We start from the raw sequence: 16,392 nt of genomic DNA, 5'->3' as shown, positions 1-16,392 counted from the left end.
CCTGCTCGAGTTGTAGCTCTCGCAGTCAAGCTCCCTTATACCTTTACACTCTGCGAATGATTTCCAACCATTCTGAGGGAACCTTTGGGCGCCTCCGTTACCTTTTAGGAGGCGACCGCCCCAGTCAAACTGCCCGTCAGACACTGTCTCCGATAGGGATAACCTATCTGGGTTAGAATAGCCATAACACAAGGGTAGTATCCCAACAACGCCTCCACCGAGACTAGCGTCCCGATTTCATAGGCTCCTACCTATCCTGTACATGTGGTACAGATATTCAATATCAAACTGCAGTAAAGCTCCATGGGGTCTTTCCGTCCTGTCGCGGGTAACCTGCATCTTCACAGGTACTAAAATTTCACCGAGTCTCTCGTTGAGACAGTGCCCAAATCATTACGCCTTTCGTGCGGGTCGGAACTTACCCGACAAGGAATTTCGCTACCTTAGGACCGTTATAGTTACGGCCGCCGTTTACTGGGGCTTCAATTCACACCTTCGCTATTGCTAAGCGCTCCTCTTAACCTTCCAGCACCGGGCAGGCGTCACCCCCTATACATCATCTTACGATTTAGCAGAGAGCTGTGTTTTTGATAAACAGTTGCTTGGGCCTATTCACTGCGGCTGACTTAAAGTCAGCACCCCTTCTCCCGAAGTTACGGGGTCATTTTGCCGAGTTCCTTAACGAGAGTTCTCTCGCTCACCTGAGGCTACTCGCCTCGACTACCTGTGTCGGTTTGCGGTACGGGTAGAGTATAATTAACGCTAGAAGCTTTTCTTGGCAGTGTGACATCACTAACTTCGCTACTAAACTTCGCTCCCCATCACAGCTCAATGTTACAGATACAAGCATTTGACTCATATCACACCTCACTGCTTAGACGTGCACTTCCAATCGCACGCTTTAGTTAGCCTACTGCGTCCCTCCATCACTATATACTCTAGTACAGGAATATCAACCTGTTGGCCATCGGATACACCTTTCGGTCTCTCCTTAGGTCCCGACTAACCCAGGGCGGACGAGCCTTCCCCTGGAAACCTTAGTCTTACGGTGGACAGGATTCTCACCTGTCTTTCGCTACTCATACCGGCATTCTCACTTCTATGCGTTCCAGCACTCCTCACGGTACACCTTCATCACACATAGAACGCTCTCCTACCATACCTAAAAGGTATCCACAGCTTCGGTAATATGTTTTAGCCCCGGTACATTTTCGGCGCAGGGTCACTCGACTAGTGAGCTATTACGCACTCTTTGAATGAATAGCTGCTTCTAAGCTAACATCCTAGTTGTCTGTGCAACCCCACATCCTTTTCCACTTAACATATATTTTGGGACCTTAGCTGGTGGTCTGGGCTGTTTCCCTTTCGACTACGGATCTTAGCACTCGCAGTCTGACTGCCGATTATATCTCATTGGCATTCGGAGTTTATCTGATATTGGTAATCCGGGATGGACCCCTCAATCAAACAGTGCTCTACCTCCAAGAGACTTAACATCGACGCTAGCCCTAAAGCTATTTCGGAGAGAACCAGCTATCTCCAAGTTCGTTTGGAATTTCTCCGCTACCCACAAGTCATCCAAGCACTTTTCAACGTGCCCTGGTTCGGGCCTCCAGTGAGTTTTACCTCACCTTCACCCTGCTCATGGGTAGGTCACATGGTTTCGGGTCTACAACATGATACTAAATCGCCCTATTAAGACTCGGTTTCCCTACGGCTCCGTCTCTTCAACTTAACCTCGCATCATATCGTAACTCGCCGGTTCATTCTACAAAAGGCACGCTCTCACCCATTAACGGGCTCGAACTTGTTGTAGGCACACGGTTTCAGGTTCTATTTCACTCCCCTCCCGGGGTGCTTTTCACCTTTCCCTCACGGTACTGGTTCACTATCGGTCACTAGAGAGTATTTAGGGTTAGGAGATGGTCCTCCCAGATTCCGACGAGATTTCTCGTGTCTCGCCGTACTCAGGATACTGCTAGGGTTAAAGACTATTTCGAATACGAGGCTGTTACTCTCTTTGGCTTACCTTCCCAGGTAATTCTTCTATAATCTTGTCGTCCCACAACGCAGTCCTACAACCCCGATGTGTAAACACATCGGTTTGCCCTCCTGCCTCTTCGCTCGCCGCTACTAAGGCAATCGCGTTTGCTTTCTCTTCCTGCAGCTACTTAGATGTTTCAGTTCACTGCGTCTTCCTCTACATTACCTTAACAGTAATGAGTGACAACCATTAGTTGCCGGGTTCCCCCATTCGGACATCTCTGGATCAATGCTTACTTACAGCTCCCCAAAGCATTTCGTCGTTAGTCACGTCCTTCATCGGCTTCTAGTGCCAAGGCATCCACCGTGCGCCCTTATTAACTTAACCTTATTTTGGTCTTATTGACCTTAAACTCATTAAATCACAGCGTTTCGGTTTATTTCTTGTTACTTTCTACAATTATTTCTAATTGTGGAATTTGATATAGATATTCAATTTTCAATGGACAATCTTTGAATCTTTCGATTCAATGGAGCCTAGCGGGATCGAACCGCTGACCTCCTGCGTGCAAAGCAGGCGCTCTCCCAGCTGAGCTAAGGCCCCACAAGACCTCTCAAAACTAAACAATACGCCAAACGTGCTTCCGTTTTTCCTTAGAAAGGAGGTGATCCAGCCGCACCTTCCGATACGGCTACCTTGTTACGACTTCACCCCAATCATCTATCCCACCTTAGGCGGCTGGCTCCTTACGGTTACCTCACCGACTTCGGGTGTTACAAACTCTCGTGGTGTGACGGGCGGTGTGTACAAGGCCCGGGAACGTATTCACCGCGGCGTGCTGATCCGCGATTACTAGCGATTCCGACTTCATGTAGGCGAGTTGCAGCCTACAATCCGAACTGAGATTGGCTTTAAGAGATTTGCTTGCCGTCACCGACTTGCGACTCGTTGTACCAACCATTGTAGCACGTGTGTAGCCCAGGTCATAAGGGGCATGATGATTTGACGTCATCCCCACCTTCCTCCGGTTTATTACCGGCAGTCTCGCTAGAGTGCCCAACTGAATGATGGCAACTAACAATAAGGGTTGCGCTCGTTGCGGGACTTAACCCAACATCTCACGACACGAGCTGACGACAACCATGCACCACCTGTCACCAGTGTTCCGAAGAAAAACTCTATCTCTAGAGCGGTCACTGGGATGTCAAGACCTGGTAAGGTTCTTCGCGTTGCTTCGAATTAAACCACATGCTCCACCGCTTGTGCGGGCCCCCGTCAATTCCTTTGAGTTTCAACCTTGCGGTCGTACTCCCCAGGCGGAGTGCTTAATGCGTTAGCTGCGGCACTAAGCCCCGGAAAGGGCCTAACACCTAGCACTCATCGTTTACGGCGTGGACTACCAGGGTATCTAATCCTGTTTGCTCCCCACGCTTTCGAGCCTCAGCGTCAGTTACAGACCAGAGAGCCGCTTTCGCCACCGGTGTTCCTCCATATATCTACGCATTTCACCGCTACACATGGAATTCCACTCTCCCCTTCTGCACTCAAGTTTAACAGTTTCCAAAGCGAACAATGGTTAAGCCACTGCCTTTAACTTCAGACTTATTAAACCGCCTGCGCTCGCTTTACGCCCAATAAATCCGGACAACGCTCGGGACCTACGTATTACCGCGGCTGCTGGCACGTAGTTAGCCGTCCCTTTCTGGTAAGTTACCGTCACTGTGTGAACTTTCCACTCTCACACACATTCTTCTCTTACAACAGAGCTTTACGATCCGAAAACCTTCTTCACTCACGCGGCGTTGCTCGGTCAGGGTTGCCCCCATTGCCGAAGATTCCCTACTGCTGCCTCCCGTAGGAGTCTGGGCCGTGTCTCAGTCCCAGTGTGGCCGATCACCCTCTCAGGTCGGCTATGTATCGTCGCCTAGGTAGGCCGTTACCCTACCTACTAGCTAATACAACGCAGGTCCATCTCGTAGTGATGCAATTGCATCTTTCAAGCTTCTAACATGTGTCAAAAGCTATTATGCGGTATTAGCTATCGTTTCCAATAGTTATCCCCCGCTACAAGGCAGGTTACCTACGCGTTACTCACCCGTTCGCAACTCATCCAAAAGAAGCAAGCTCCTTTCTTCAGCGTTCTACTTGCATGTATTAGGCACGCCGCCAGCGTTCGTCCTGAGCCAGGATCAAACTCTCATTTAATCTTGTTCTCATTCTGTCACTGACAGATTTATCTGCTTTACAGGTCGATTTCTCAACCCGCACGTTTGGTTCGTCTTGTTCAGTTTTCAAAGGTCTTTATCTCTCTCGAGACAACTATTATATTTTATCCAATCTCTTTCGCTTTGTCAACAACTTTTTTAAGTTTTTTCAAAAGCTTTTTTGAAACCTGATAGCTGTTGTCCTCTCATCAGACAACTATAACAGTTTACCATCTCTTGGATCTCTTGTCAATAACTTTTTTAAAGTTTTTTCAAAACCTTTAAGTTATCAACCGTCCCTCGTTGACAGCTTATTCAGTATACTAATTACTAAATCTATTGTCAATGGAATTTGAGATTTTTTTGAAAAAAATAGTAAATCGATAAAATCTCTTTCGCTTTGTCAACAACTTTTTTAAGTTTTTTCAAAAGCTTTTTTGAAACCTGATAGCTGTTGTCCTCTCATCAGACAACTATAACAGTTTACCATCTCTTGGATCTCTTGTCAATAACTTTTTTAAAGTTTTTTCAAAACCTTTAAGTTATCAACCGTCCCTCGTTGACAGCTTATTCAGTATACTAAATACTAAATCTATTGTCAAGGGAATTTGAGATTTTTTTGAAAAAAATAGTAAATCGATAGAATGATATTCACGGCTGAATCGACCGAAGCTGTTATTTTATCAGTTAGAGGTGAGTAAGGGGCCATTTTAGCCCATATGAGTACGATATATCCCTATATTGGTTTTTTCCATTACTTGCTTAATAGGGCTTCTGTCGGCCTTAAATTAGCTTCTTAAGCATTTCTTCGAGGAAACAATACTACTTGATATAGAGAACTATTTTTTTAACTTATTGATGTGAAAATCTACTTAACAGAAAATTACTATTATTTCATGGATTTCTTATGGCGTATCAGGTGAATAACACATTTTAAACATTTCTTTATACAAAGTTGTATGACTTATCAACCATTAACATTGCTATTAATAGTTTGAGGAGATTTAGCTAACTTTTAGACAATTATCAATTAGAATCTCCATCATTTCCTGATATATCGAAAAAGATGATTCACAATACTAAATCAACGTCAAATGAGCTATTTAAACTATTTCTATGAATTACAACACAATTTTCCTATTAACGTGATTAAACGCCCATATAAAGGGTTTGATAGCCTTAAATAGAACCTAAGTATATTATAGCTTTAAAACGACATATAAGCCCGTCTATATGCTAGAGAGCCCTATTGAGCTTCTTACATTTATTAAATCGTAAGTAATATACAAAAACACCTGCTTGCGAAATATTTCTAAGCTAGAGATATTTCGTAAACAAGTGTTCCTATATGACAATATGATGAGTGTTCCCGCTAGGAAAAATCCTAGCGGTAGACCAGAGCTAGACTAAGAATGCGAACATTCCATCATCATAACACTCAACAAAATTGATAAAAATTATACTAACTCAATGATAGCCATTGGAGCAGCGTCACCACGGCGTGGTTCAGTTTTTAGAATACGAGTGTATCCACCGTTGCGTTCTGCGTAACGAGGTGCAATATCATCGAAAAGTTTTTGAAGCGCAGTTTGTGAAGTGTATGTTTCAGTTGCTTCGTCAAAGTTTTCAGATGCAATTTCATTACGAACAAAAGCAGCAGCTTGACGGCGAGCATGAAGATCACCACGTTTACCTAAAGTAATCATCTTTTCTACTGTTTTTCGGATTTCTTTAGCGCGAGCTTCAGTTGTTACAATAGATTCGTTGATCAAAAGATCAGTTGTCAAATCACGAAGCATTGCTTTACGTTGTGAACTAGTACGTCCTAATTTACGGTAAGCCATTTTTTCCTCCTATATTATTTTATTATTTATCGTTTTTAAGTCCAAGTCCAAGATCAGCAAGTTTAACCTTAACTTCTTCAAGGCTTTTACGACCTAGATTGCGGACTTTCATCATTTCAGGTTCGGTTTTTTCAGTTAAATCAAACACAGTATTGATACCTGCACGTTTTAGACAGTTGTATGAACGAACTGACAAATCAAGTTCTTCAATAGTGCGATCTAAGACTTTTTCATCGTTAACTTTTTCTACTTCCTTCATGACATCTGTATTTTTAGCTACTTCTGTCAAGTCAGTAAATAGATTTAAGTGTTCGATTAAAACACGTGCAGAAAGACCTAGTGCGTCTTCAGGAATGATTGTTCCGTTTGTCATGATTTCAATAGTCAATTTATCAAAACCATCATTGCTACCTACACGAGCTGGTTCTACTTGATAATTAACTTTTTTCACCGGTGTATAGATAGAATCTACAGCAAGAGTGCCCACCGGAGCATCATCTTTTTTGTTACCTTCAGCTGGAACATAACCACGTTTTTTAGCTACTGTCATAGTTGCTTTCAAACTATGTCCTTCAGCGATGGTGAAAAGATAATGATCAGAATTGACAATTTCAACGTCACTGTCTGTTAAGATATCCCCTGCAGTTACTTCTGCCGGACCTTCAACATCGAGTTCAATGATTTTTTCATCATCGACATAAGATTTTACTGCAAGTCCCTTAATATTAAGGATGATTTGCATAACATCTTCGCGTACACCTGGAATAGTGTCAAATTCGTGGAGTACTCCATCAATTTTGATTGATGTTACTGCCGCACCTGGGAGTGAAGACAAGAGTACACGACGAAGAGAATTACCTAGAGTTGTCCCATAACCACGTTCAAGTGGTTCAATAACAAATCTACCGTAATCTTTATTTTCATCAATTTTTGTTATTATTGGTTTTTCAAACTCAATCATTTATTATACTCCCTCGAAACGAATCTTGTGTACTATTAACAATTATGATTACACACGACGACGTTTTGGAGGACGAGCACCATTGTGTGGCACAGGAGTAACGTCACGGATTGAAGTCACTTCAAGACCAGCAGCGGCAAGAGCACGAATAGCAGACTCACGACCTGAACCAGGACCTTTTACAGTAACTTCAACGGTTTTAAGACCATGTTCTTGTGCAGATTTAGCAGCAGCTTCTGCAGCCATTTGTGCAGCGAATGGAGTAGATTTACGAGAACCTTTAAATCCAAGAGCACCAGCTGATGACCATGCAATTGCGTTACCATGCACATCTGTAATCATAACAATAGTGTTATTAAATGTAGCGTGAATATGAGCAACACCAGATTCGATGTTCTTTTTCACACGACGTTTACGTGTTGGTTTAGCCAATTTTTTTACCTCCTATTTTATTTTTTCTTACCTGCAATCGCAACAGCTTTACCTTTACGAGTGCGAGCGTTATTTTTAGTGTTTTGTCCACGGACAGGAAGTCCACGACGGTGACGGATTCCACGATATGAACCGATTTCCATCAAACGTTTGATGTTCAAGTTTACTTCACGACGAAGGTCACCTTCAACTTTAATTGCATCAACTTCACGACGGATAGCATCTTCTTGATCTGATGTTAAATCTTTAACACGGATGTCTTCTGAAACACCAGCTGCAGCTAAGATTTTCTTAGAAGTCGCAAGTCCGATACCATACACATAAGTAAGTGAAATTACTACACGTTTTTCATTTGGAATATCAACTCCAGCAATACGAGCCATTTTTTCTCCTTTCTATATTATCCTTGACGTTGTTTGTGTTTTGGATTTGATGGACAAATTACCATAACACGACCGTTACGACGAATAACTTTACAGTATTCGCAAATTGGTTTGACTGATGGTCTTACCTTCATTTTTTTATCCCTCCAATTATTTCGATTATTTAAAGCGGTATGTGATACGGCCACGAGTTAAGTCGTAAGGACTCATTTCAACAGTAACACGATCACCTACCAAGATACGGATATAGTTCTTACGGATTTTTCCTGATACAGTTGCCAAGATTTGGTGTCCATTTTCTAACTCAACAGTAAACATAGCATTAGGCATCGTCTCAACAACTTTACCTTCGATTTCAATCACATCTTCTTTTGCCACGCAAAAGCCCCCCTCTAAATTTCGATTTGATGTCCTCTGGATACAGAGGTAACAATTATAAGTCAGACTAACCTATTATAGCATCAAATTAATGCTTACGCAAGTATTAAAATCTCATTATTTTAATTTTGCTACAACATCTGCAATGTCAGCAAAAACAGCATCAATATCTTGGTTACCTTGAATATCGTAAACAAGACCTGATTGACGATAATGTGAAAGAATTGGTGCTCCTTGAGCGATATTAACATCAAGACGGCGTTTTACAGTTTCAGGTTTGTCATCTTCGCGTTGGTAGAAATCATCTTCATTGTAATCACCAACTGGTGGATTGAATACTTTGTGGAATGTTTCTCCTGTTTTGCGGTTAATGATACGACCACTCAAACGTTCAACAAGTGAATCTGGGTTAACATCGATGTTAATCACACCATCTAATGTCAAATTCAAGTTGTTAAGAGTTTCGTCCAAAGCATGTGCTTGTTCGATAGTACGTGGGTAACCATCAAGCAAGAAACCTTTTTCTGCAATATCAGCTTGTGCTAAGCGTTCTTTAACAATACCGTTTGTCACTTCATCAGGAACCAATTCACCTTTATCGATGAATGATTTTGCCAATACACCCATTTCGGTTTTGTTTGCCATTGCTGCACGGAACATATCTCCAGTAGAAATATGTACTAAACCAAATTTTTCAACAATTTTGGCTGCTTGAGTCCCTTTACCAGCACCTGGCAAGCCCATAATCAAAAGATTCATAATCGTCTCCTTATTTTGTTATTAAATAAATCTAACTGCTATCAGGTTAGATTTATTTAATAACAAAATAGAAGGTTGACAAAGTCAACCTATATTCTATTCTGCTATATTCATGAAACCAACATACTTTCTCTTTAAGAGATAACCTTCAAGTTGTTTCATTCCTTCAATTCCTGTTGAGATCAAGATCAACAAACTTGTTCCCCCTAAAGCAATGCTGCTAGACAAATCCATCATTTGTTGAGCAACAATTGGTGTTAGAGAAATGAATGCTAGAAAAACAGATCCAACAGTGGCTAATTTCTTCAATAATGAAGACAAATAATCTTCCGTTTCGCGTCCAGGTCGAACACTAGGAATATAAGACGCTCCCTTTTGCAAGTTCTCGGCTGTTTTTTCGGGATTGACTTGCACAAAAGTATAGAAGAAAGAGAATAGGATAATTAGCACTGCATAAACAACCATTCCTGTTGGGGTTTGGTAGTTTAATAGTTTTTCAAGGTTCGTTAGCCAAGGAATATCTCGACCATTTGAAATCAACGGGATAATCGTACTTGGAATAGTTGTAATCGAGCTCGCAAAGATAACGGGAATAACGCCAGCTGGATTAATTTTTAAAGGAAGGTACGAACTTGTTGGAGCTCCCTTTTCAAGTTTTGTATATTGAATTGGAATTTTATATTCTGCTTGTTGAACAAATGTGGTAAAGAAAACAATAACCAACACTGCTAAGATCAACAAAGCAACAAAGATGTATGAAGACATTAAATCACTTGAACGAACGTTCACGAAGAAGTCTTCATAAATCGTTGAGATTGCACTTGGAATTGATGAGATAATACCCGCGAAGATAATCATTGATACACCATTCCCAAAACCTTTATCCGTGATTTGCTCACCCAACCAAGTAACAATCATGCTACCTGTTGTTAAAAGAGCGCCAATCAAAAGATAGGTTTTGACATTTGGGGTAGAAACCAATGCTATGCTTGATAAGGTATTAAATCCTGCGGTAATCCCAATAGATTGAACAAATGCTAAAGCAAGAGAAATGTAGCGCGTTGCCTGATTTAACTTACGACGCCCTACTTCACCTTGCTTACTCCATTCGACAAACTTAGGTAGAATGTCCATTTGTAGAAGTTGAACAATGATGGATGCTGTGATATAAGGGCTGACCCCCATTGAAAATACAGAGAAGTTACTCATAGCATTCCCTGAAACAAGGTTCAACATGTTCAAAAAGGGAAGTTCTCCTAATTGCCCTAGGCTTTTCGCATTAATTCCAGGAACTGTAATATGTGTTCCAACACGGAAAACGAAAATAATAAAAAGTGTAAAGAAAATCTTATTTCTAACATTTTTTACTTTTAGCGCATCCTTAAGTAGCTTAAAGAACATTCTATGTCCCCCTCAATTAGATGACTTCGACTGAACCACCTTTAGCTGTGATCGCTGCTTCAGCAGATTTAGAGAATTTAGCTGCTTTAACAGTCAATTTTTTAGTCAATTCACCGTTACCAAGGACTTTAACACCTGATTTTTCAGCACGAACGATTCCAGCTTCTTTAAGAACAACTGGAGTTACTTCTGTACCATCTTCAAAAACATTAAGTTGATCAAGGTTTACAAGTGCGTATTCTTTTGCGTTAACGTTTGAAAAACCACGTTTTGGCATACGACGGAACAATGGTGTTTGTCCACCTTCAAAACCAAGACGTACTTTTCCACCGCTACGTGCTTTTTGACCTTTTTGACCACGTCCGGCAGTTTTACCATTACCAGATGATGTACCACGACCTACACGATTACGTACTTTACGTGAACCTTCTGCTGGTTTAAGTTCATGAAGTTTCATTATTTAATTTCTCCTTTATTTGTAAAATGCTAGCGCCCCTATAGGGGGAAAGGACTCCCTATAGAAACTCGCCTATACCATTATCTAGTTTAAGCCGCAAGAGTTTCCTCTGCGACTTAAACGAACACTCATATTGATGTTAATTATTTAACATCTTCAACAGTTACTAAATGTGAAACCGCAGTAATCATTCCACGGATAGCTGGAGTGTCTTCTTTGACAACTGAGCTATTCAATTTACCAAGTCCAAGTGCGGCAACTGTTTTACGTTGAGCAGGGATGCGTCCGATTGGAGACTTAGTCAAAGTAATTTTAATTTGAGCCATGATGATCTCCTTTCTTAAGCTAAATCAGAAACTGAAACACCGCGAAGAGCAGCGACATCTTCAGCACGTTTAAGTTGTTTCAAACCTTCAACAGTTGCACGAACGATGTTGATTGGAGTGTTTGAACCAAGTGATTTAGATGTAACATCCGCTACACCAGCCAATTCGATGACGGCACGAACAGCACCACCAGCGGCAACCCCCGCACCTTCAACAGCAGGTTTCAATAATACTTTTGCTCCACCAAATTCTGAACGAACTTCGTGAGGAATAGTTGTACCAACCATTGGTACTTCGATCATGTTCTTTTTAGCGCTTTCGACAGCTTTACGGATAGCTTCTGGTACTTCTTGAGCTTTACCAGTACCAAAACCTACACGACCATTACGGTCACCAACAACTACAAGAGCAGCAAAGCGAAGACGACGTCCACCTTTTACAACTTTTGTAACACGGTTGATGGCAACAACGCGCTCTTCAAGTTCAACTGCATTATCTTTAAATGCCATTATTAAGTGTCCTCCCTATTAGAATTTCAATCCGTTTTCACGAGCTGAGTCAGCCAAAGCTTTAACACGTCCGTGATAGAGATATCCACCGCGGTCAAACACCACTTCAGAAATACCTTTAGCTACTGCGCGTTCAGCAACAAGTCTACCGACAACAATGGCTTGTTCTGTTTTAGTTCCTTTTGAAACTTCTTTATCAAGAGTTGATGCACTTGCGAGCGTTACACCCGCTACGTCATCAATTACTTGAGCGTAGATGCCTGTATTAGAACGGAAAACGTTCAAACGTGGGCGATCAGCAGTTCCAGAGAGTTTACCGCGAACGCGACGATGGCGTTTTTGACGGATTTTATTTTTATCTGGTTTCGAAATCACAATTTTCACCTCTTAATTTTTTAAATGATGTCAAAATGACACGTTATAAATACTAGAATAGGAATTTTGCAAGAAGAACTCTCGCAAAAACTCCCATAATCTATTATTTACCAGTTTTACCTTCTTTACGACGAACGTATTCACCAACGTAACGGATACCTTTACCTTTATAAGGTTCTGGAGCACGAAGGCTACGGATGTAAGCTGCTGTTTGACCAACAACTTCTTTGTTGATACCGTTAACGACGATGTTAGTTGCAGATGGTACTTCAAATGAAATGCCTTCTGGAGCTTCTACTTCGTCTTGGTGAGATTTACCGACAGAAAGTACAAGTTTTGAACCTTGAAGTTGTGCACGGTATCCAACCCCACGCATTTCAAGTTCTTTTTTGAAACCTTCAGAAACACCAACAACCATGTTGTTCAAGTTAGCACGAGTTGTACCATGAATTGTTTTCATTTCTTTTGAGTCATTTGGACGGTGAAGTGAAACTTCATTGCCTTCAACTTTGATTTCAATATTTTTGTTAAACTCACGAGTGAGTTCGCCTTTAGGTCCTTTAACAGTTACTACATTGTTATTGTTAGTAACTTCTACACCAGCAGGCAAGTTGATAACTTTATTACCAATACGTGACATAGTTTTATATTCTCCTGTTAAATTGTCAAGCCGCTTAATGCGACGAGTTTTCACGGGGCGACTACTATATGCTTAGTAGTCCATTTGTTAGTAAGAAATGTGTTGTACTTATCTTACCAAACGTAAGCAATAACTTCTCCACCAACGTTCTTTTGACGTGCTTCTTTGTCAGTCAAAAGACCTTCTGATGTAGAGATAATTGCAATTCCAAGTCCGTTAAGAACTTTAGGAACATCTTCACGTTTTGCGTAAACACGAAGACCTGGTTTAGAAACACGTTTCAAGTTAGTGATAACGCGTTCTCCGTTTTGTCCATATTTAAGGAAAACACGGATGATTCCTTGTTTGTCATCTTCGATGATTTCAACGTTTTTCACGAAACCTTCGCGTTTAAGAATTTCAGCAATTCCTTTTTTAATGTTTGAAGCAGGTACTTCCAACACTTCATGTTTTGCTTGGTTAGCATTACGGATGCGTGTTAGAAAATCTGCAATTGGGTCAGTCATAACCATTTTTATATTCTCCTCTTACTAGTAGTTTGAATTACTCACTTGCTAGTTAATGTCATGGGAAAGCAACAGTCATTGCCTTCCTATTCTTATCTCATCGACTTACCAAGAAGCTTTGGTAACCCCTGGGATTTGTCCTTTGTAAGCTAACTCACGGAAGCAAACACGGCAAAGTTTGAATTTGCGGTAAACTGAATGTGGACGGCCACAACGTTCGCAACGAGTGTAAGCTTGCGTAGAGAATTTCGCAGGGCGATGATTCTTAGCAATCATAGATTTTTTAGCCAATTAATTTACCTCCAAAATTATTTTGCGAAAGGCATTCCAAGGCCTTTAAGCAATTCACGACCTTCTTCGTCAGTGTTAGCTGTAGTTACGATAACAATATCAAGACCACGTACTTTATCAACATCATCAAAGTTGATTTCTGGGAAGATCAATTGTTCTTTCACACCAAGTGTGTAGTTACCACGTCCGTCAAAAGATTTTGTTGGAACACCGTGGAAGTCACGCACACGTGGAAGTGAAACAGTAACCAATTTATCTAAGAATTCGTACATACGTTCACCACGAAGGGTAACTTTTGCACCGATCGCTACACCTTCACGAAGACGGAAGCCAGCGATTGATTTCTTAGCTTTAGTAATCAATGGTTTTTGACCTGAAATAAGTGCCAATTCAGCAGCAGCTTTTTCAAGGTTTTTAGCGTTATTTACAGCATCACCAACACCCATGTTAAGAACGATTTTCTCAACTTTTGGGACAGCCATAACTGAAGAATAGTTAAATTTTTCAGTCAAAGCAGGAACAACTTCGTTAGTGTATTTTTCTTTTAAGCGATTTGCCATTATATACTTTTCTCCTTTCCTTCGTGATTAATCAAGCACTTCGCCTGATTTTTTGTTGTAACGAACTTTTTTGCCGTCAACAACTTTGTAACCAACACGTCCTGCTACACCATTTTTGTCAAGAACTTGAACATTAGACACATGGATTGGTGCTTCTTTTTCCACGATAGCACCTTGAGGGTTTTCGTTGTTTGGTTTTTGATGTTTTTTAACGATAGCAACACCTTCAACAACAACTTTGTTGACTTTAGGAAGGGCTTTAAGAACTACAGCTTCAACGCCTTTGTCCTTACCAGCAATAACGCGAACTTTATCGCCTTTTTTTACAAACATTTGGTTTTTCTCCTATTATTTCTTACGCCCTAATGGGCACCCTGCAAAAGCAGGGGACTTAGTTTGTGTTATGTATGAATTAAAGTACTTCTGGTGCAAGTGACACGATCTTCATAAAGCCACCTTCACGCAATTCACGTGCAACAGGGCCGAAGATACGAGTTCCACGAGGTGTTTTGTCTTCGCGGATGATTACTGCAGCATTGTCATCAAATTTGATGTATGAACCGTCTGGACGGCGCGCACCTGATTTAGTACGAACAACTACGGCTTTAACAACATCACCTTTTTTAACAGCGCCACCAGGAGTAGCTTGTTTTACAGAAGCAACGATTACGTCACCGATGTTAGCGAATTTACGTCCTGAACCACCAAGAACTTTGATAGTCAAGATCTCACGAGCACCGCTATTATCAGCAACTTTCAAGCGAGTTTCTTGTTGAATCATTTCAAATTTCTCCTTTTAGTTTGATTAGATAATAACAGCTTCTTCCACAACTTCTACAAGACGGAAACGTTTTGTAGCTGAAAGTGGACGAGTTTCCATGATACGAACGATATCGCCTTCTTTAGCAACGTTGTTTTCATCATGTGCTTTGTATTTTTTAGAATAGTTGATACGTTTACCATAGACTGGGTGGTTACGTTTTGTTTCAACTATAACAGTGATTGTTTTATCCATTTTGTCAGATACAACACGTCCAACAAGTGTTTTACGTTGATTACGTTCCATTATTAGAATTTCTCCTTTCCCAATCTATTATTTCTTTTCTGATTGCACAGTTTTAACACGTGCAATTTGTTTTTTAACTTCGTTCAAACGAGCAGTTTGATCAAGTTGACCTGCTGCAGCTTGGAAACGAAGGTCGAAAAGTTCTTTCTTAAGTTCGTTTTCTTTCTTAGCAAGTTCTTCTTGAGAAAGACCACGAAGCTCTTTAACAAAATCTTTAATTTCTTGAAGTTTCATGTTTTCTCCTTATTCTGCTTCACGTTTCACGAATTTCGTTTTAACTGGTAATTTGTGGCTTGCAAGACGAAGCGCTTCGCGTGCAACTTCTTCAGAAACACCTGCGATTTCGAACATCACTTTCCCACGTTTAACTGGTGCTACCCAACCTTCTGGAGCCCCTTTACCAGAACCCATACGTACACCGATAGCTTTAGCAGTGTATGATTTGTGTGGGAAGATTTTAATCCAAACTTTACCACCACGCTTCATGTAACGAGTCATTGCAATACGGGCAGCTTCGATTTGGCGGTTTGTAATCCAGTGGCTAGTTGTTGCTTGAAGACCGTATTCACCAAATGCAACTTCTTTACCACCTTTAGCTTCACCGCGCATTTTTCCACGGAATTCACGACGGTGTTTAACACGTTTAGGTACTAACATTTGTTATTTGCCTCCTTTAGTGTTTTTACGAGCTGGAAGAACTTCACCACGGTAGATCCAAACTTTAACACCAAGTTTACCGTAAGTAGTATCAGCTTCTTCCCAAGCATAATCGATATCAGCACGAAGTGTGTGAAGTGGAACTGTTCCTTCTGAGTAACCTTCGCTACGAGCGATATCCGCACCGTTCAAACGACCAGATACTTGAGTTTTGATTCCTTTAGCACCTGCACGCATTGTACGTTGGATAGCTTGTTTTTGAGCACGACGGAAAGCAACACGTTGTTCAAGTTGACGTGCGATGTTTTCACCAACAAGGTGTGCGTCCAAATCAGGTTGTTTGATTTCAACGATGTTGATGTGAACTTGTTTTCCAGTCAATTTGTTAAGTTTAGCGCGAAGCGCATCAACATTAGCTCCACCTTTACCGATAACCATACCTGGTTTTGCAGTGTGAAGTGAAACAATTACTTTATTTACAGCACGTTCAATTTCAATACGAGAAACTGAAGCATCTGCCAATTCTTTTTGGATGAATGAGCGGATTGCAAGATCTTCATGAAGGTAATCCGCGTATTCTTTTTCAGCATACCATTTCGCATCCCAGTCACGGATGATTCCGACACGCATACCAATTGGATGTACTTTTTGACCCACGA

At 41.1% G+C, this 16,392-nt stretch carries 22 protein-coding genes, 1 tRNA gene and 2 rRNA genes; all 25 read right to left on the bottom strand.

Going from position 1 to position 16,392, the window contains the following annotated elements:
• Positions 1 to 2,371, bottom strand: a 23S ribosomal RNA gene (locus HFK82_RS05100); the annotation flags it as partial.
• A gap of 143 nt (positions 2,372 to 2,514) precedes the next feature.
• Positions 2,515 to 2,587 (bottom strand) — tRNA-Ala (locus HFK82_RS05095).
• Between the two features lie 54 nt (positions 2,588 to 2,641).
• A 16S ribosomal RNA gene (locus tag HFK82_RS05090) occupies positions 2,642 to 4,189 on the bottom strand.
• 1,456 nt (positions 4,190 to 5,645) lie between these two features.
• The gene (gene rplQ / locus HFK82_RS05085) at positions 5,646 to 6,032 is read right to left on the bottom strand and encodes a 50S ribosomal protein L17 (protein WP_154454901.1); all 387 of its coding nucleotides are present in this window, start codon (positions 6,030 to 6,032) and stop codon (positions 5,646 to 5,648) included.
• A 22-nt stretch (positions 6,033 to 6,054) separates the two neighbouring features.
• Entirely contained in the window at positions 6,055 to 6,993 is a 939-nt protein-coding gene (locus HFK82_RS05080) for a DNA-directed RNA polymerase subunit alpha (RefSeq protein ID WP_168261045.1), read from the bottom strand.
• A gap of 48 nt (positions 6,994 to 7,041) precedes the next feature.
• Positions 7,042 to 7,425: a 30S ribosomal protein S11 gene (gene rpsK, locus HFK82_RS05075; protein ID WP_003062885.1), complete on the bottom strand. Its 384-nt coding sequence runs from the start codon at positions 7,423 to 7,425 to the stop codon at positions 7,042 to 7,044.
• A 17-nt stretch (positions 7,426 to 7,442) separates the two neighbouring features.
• Entirely contained in the window at positions 7,443 to 7,808 is a 366-nt protein-coding gene (rpsM, locus tag HFK82_RS05070) for a 30S ribosomal protein S13 (protein ID WP_003062883.1), read from the bottom strand.
• Positions 7,809 to 7,825: 17 nt separating this feature from the next.
• Positions 7,826 to 7,942 (bottom strand): 50S ribosomal protein L36, encoded by a 117-nt coding sequence (rpmJ, locus tag HFK82_RS05065; protein ID WP_002959355.1) that lies wholly within the window; start codon positions 7,940 to 7,942, stop codon positions 7,826 to 7,828.
• 25 nt (positions 7,943 to 7,967) lie between these two features.
• Complete coding sequence (infA, locus tag HFK82_RS08980) at positions 7,968 to 8,186, bottom strand: translation initiation factor IF-1 (protein WP_001040189.1); 219 nt, start codon at positions 8,184 to 8,186, stop codon at positions 7,968 to 7,970.
• A 117-nt stretch (positions 8,187 to 8,303) separates the two neighbouring features.
• Positions 8,304 to 8,945, bottom strand: a complete 642-nt coding sequence (locus HFK82_RS05055; protein WP_154454898.1) for an adenylate kinase — start codon at positions 8,943 to 8,945, stop codon at positions 8,304 to 8,306.
• Between the two features lie 96 nt (positions 8,946 to 9,041).
• Positions 9,042 to 10,346 (bottom strand): preprotein translocase subunit SecY, encoded by a 1,305-nt coding sequence (gene secY / locus HFK82_RS05050; RefSeq protein ID WP_154454897.1) that lies wholly within the window; start codon positions 10,344 to 10,346, stop codon positions 9,042 to 9,044.
• A gap of 16 nt (positions 10,347 to 10,362) precedes the next feature.
• Positions 10,363 to 10,803, bottom strand: a complete 441-nt coding sequence (gene rplO / locus HFK82_RS05045) for a 50S ribosomal protein L15 (protein ID WP_168261044.1) — start codon at positions 10,801 to 10,803, stop codon at positions 10,363 to 10,365.
• 143 nt (positions 10,804 to 10,946) lie between these two features.
• The gene (gene rpmD / locus HFK82_RS05040) at positions 10,947 to 11,129 is read right to left on the bottom strand and encodes a 50S ribosomal protein L30 (RefSeq protein ID WP_154454895.1); all 183 of its coding nucleotides are present in this window, start codon (positions 11,127 to 11,129) and stop codon (positions 10,947 to 10,949) included.
• A gap of 14 nt (positions 11,130 to 11,143) precedes the next feature.
• Positions 11,144 to 11,638 (bottom strand): 30S ribosomal protein S5, encoded by a 495-nt coding sequence (gene rpsE, locus HFK82_RS05035; protein WP_154454894.1) that lies wholly within the window; start codon positions 11,636 to 11,638, stop codon positions 11,144 to 11,146.
• 18 nt (positions 11,639 to 11,656) lie between these two features.
• Entirely contained in the window at positions 11,657 to 12,013 is a 357-nt protein-coding gene (gene rplR, locus HFK82_RS05030) for a 50S ribosomal protein L18 (protein ID WP_167829288.1), read from the bottom strand.
• A 103-nt stretch (positions 12,014 to 12,116) separates the two neighbouring features.
• On the bottom strand, positions 12,117 to 12,653 hold the full coding sequence (gene rplF / locus HFK82_RS05025; RefSeq protein ID WP_154454893.1) for a 50S ribosomal protein L6: 537 nt from the start codon (positions 12,651 to 12,653) through the stop codon (positions 12,117 to 12,119).
• Positions 12,654 to 12,766: 113 nt separating this feature from the next.
• Positions 12,767 to 13,165, bottom strand: coding sequence for a 30S ribosomal protein S8 (gene rpsH, locus HFK82_RS05020; protein WP_154454892.1), 399 nt, complete (start codon positions 13,163 to 13,165; stop codon positions 12,767 to 12,769).
• 99 nt (positions 13,166 to 13,264) lie between these two features.
• Positions 13,265 to 13,450, bottom strand: coding sequence for a type Z 30S ribosomal protein S14 (locus tag HFK82_RS05015; protein WP_003062863.1), 186 nt, complete (start codon positions 13,448 to 13,450; stop codon positions 13,265 to 13,267).
• 17 nt (positions 13,451 to 13,467) lie between these two features.
• Complete coding sequence (gene rplE, locus HFK82_RS05010) at positions 13,468 to 14,010, bottom strand: 50S ribosomal protein L5 (protein WP_154454891.1); 543 nt, start codon at positions 14,008 to 14,010, stop codon at positions 13,468 to 13,470.
• A 27-nt stretch (positions 14,011 to 14,037) separates the two neighbouring features.
• A complete protein-coding gene (rplX, locus tag HFK82_RS05005; protein ID WP_003062858.1) occupies positions 14,038 to 14,343 on the bottom strand; it encodes a 50S ribosomal protein L24 in 306 nt (101 codons plus the stop codon).
• A gap of 79 nt (positions 14,344 to 14,422) precedes the next feature.
• The gene (gene rplN / locus HFK82_RS05000) at positions 14,423 to 14,791 is read right to left on the bottom strand and encodes a 50S ribosomal protein L14 (protein WP_154454889.1); all 369 of its coding nucleotides are present in this window, start codon (positions 14,789 to 14,791) and stop codon (positions 14,423 to 14,425) included.
• Positions 14,792 to 14,815: 24 nt separating this feature from the next.
• Positions 14,816 to 15,076, bottom strand: coding sequence for a 30S ribosomal protein S17 (rpsQ, locus tag HFK82_RS04995; RefSeq protein ID WP_027972220.1), 261 nt, complete (start codon positions 15,074 to 15,076; stop codon positions 14,816 to 14,818).
• 27 nt (positions 15,077 to 15,103) lie between these two features.
• Positions 15,104 to 15,310: a 50S ribosomal protein L29 gene (gene rpmC, locus HFK82_RS04990; RefSeq protein ID WP_003062854.1), complete on the bottom strand. Its 207-nt coding sequence runs from the start codon at positions 15,308 to 15,310 to the stop codon at positions 15,104 to 15,106.
• 9 nt (positions 15,311 to 15,319) lie between these two features.
• On the bottom strand, positions 15,320 to 15,733 hold the full coding sequence (rplP, locus tag HFK82_RS04985) for a 50S ribosomal protein L16 (protein WP_003062852.1): 414 nt from the start codon (positions 15,731 to 15,733) through the stop codon (positions 15,320 to 15,322).
• A gap of 3 nt (positions 15,734 to 15,736) precedes the next feature.
• Positions 15,737 to 16,390 (bottom strand): 30S ribosomal protein S3, encoded by a 654-nt coding sequence (gene rpsC / locus HFK82_RS04980; protein ID WP_167829287.1) that lies wholly within the window; start codon positions 16,388 to 16,390, stop codon positions 15,737 to 15,739.
• Positions 16,391 to 16,392 lie beyond the last annotated feature (2 nt).

This window comes from Streptococcus alactolyticus, from assembly GCF_012277075.1.
Classification (GTDB): Bacteria; Bacillota; Bacilli; order Lactobacillales; family Streptococcaceae; genus Streptococcus; species Streptococcus alactolyticus.
This window is presented reverse-complemented; position numbering and strand designations above follow the sequence as displayed.

Excerpts from the sequence above, each read along its gene's own strand:
- rplO (WP_168261044.1), bottom strand. The coding sequence starts at position 10,803 with ATGAAACTTCATGAACTTAAACCAGCAGAAGGTTCACGTAAAGTACGT.
- rpsH (WP_154454892.1), bottom strand. The coding sequence starts at position 13,165 with ATGGTTATGACTGACCCAATTGCAGATTTTCTAACACGCATCCGTAAT.
- rpmD (WP_154454895.1), bottom strand. The coding sequence starts at position 11,129 with ATGGCTCAAATTAAAATTACTTTGACTAAGTCTCCAATCGGACGCATC.
- rplX (WP_003062858.1), bottom strand. The coding sequence starts at position 14,343 with ATGTTTGTAAAAAAAGGCGATAAAGTTCGCGTTATTGCTGGTAAGGAC.
- rpmC (WP_003062854.1), bottom strand. The coding sequence starts at position 15,310 with ATGAAACTTCAAGAAATTAAAGATTTTGTTAAAGAGCTTCGTGGTCTT.
- rplN (WP_154454889.1), bottom strand. The coding sequence starts at position 14,791 with ATGATTCAACAAGAAACTCGCTTGAAAGTTGCTGATAATAGCGGTGCT.
- rplE (WP_154454891.1), bottom strand. The coding sequence starts at position 14,010 with ATGGCAAATCGCTTAAAAGAAAAATACACTAACGAAGTTGTTCCTGCT.
- HFK82_RS05055 (WP_154454898.1), bottom strand. The coding sequence starts at position 8,945 with ATGAATCTTTTGATTATGGGCTTGCCAGGTGCTGGTAAAGGGACTCAA.
- secY (WP_154454897.1), bottom strand. The coding sequence starts at position 10,346 with ATGTTCTTTAAGCTACTTAAGGATGCGCTAAAAGTAAAAAATGTTAGA.
- rpsQ (WP_027972220.1), bottom strand. The coding sequence starts at position 15,076 with ATGGAACGTAATCAACGTAAAACACTTGTTGGACGTGTTGTATCTGAC.
- rpmJ (WP_002959355.1), bottom strand. The coding sequence starts at position 7,942 with ATGAAGGTAAGACCATCAGTCAAACCAATTTGCGAATACTGTAAAGTT.
- rpsE (WP_154454894.1), bottom strand. The coding sequence starts at position 11,638 with ATGGCATTTAAAGATAATGCAGTTGAACTTGAAGAGCGCGTTGTTGCC.
- rplP (WP_003062852.1), bottom strand. The coding sequence starts at position 15,733 with ATGTTAGTACCTAAACGTGTTAAACACCGTCGTGAATTCCGTGGAAAA.
- HFK82_RS05080 (WP_168261045.1), bottom strand. The coding sequence starts at position 6,993 with ATGATTGAGTTTGAAAAACCAATAATAACAAAAATTGATGAAAATAAA.
- rplF (WP_154454893.1), bottom strand. The coding sequence starts at position 12,653 with ATGTCACGTATTGGTAATAAAGTTATCAACTTGCCTGCTGGTGTAGAA.
- rpsM (WP_003062883.1), bottom strand. The coding sequence starts at position 7,808 with ATGGCTCGTATTGCTGGAGTTGATATTCCAAATGAAAAACGTGTAGTA.
- rplQ (WP_154454901.1), bottom strand. The coding sequence starts at position 6,032 with ATGGCTTACCGTAAATTAGGACGTACTAGTTCACAACGTAAAGCAATG.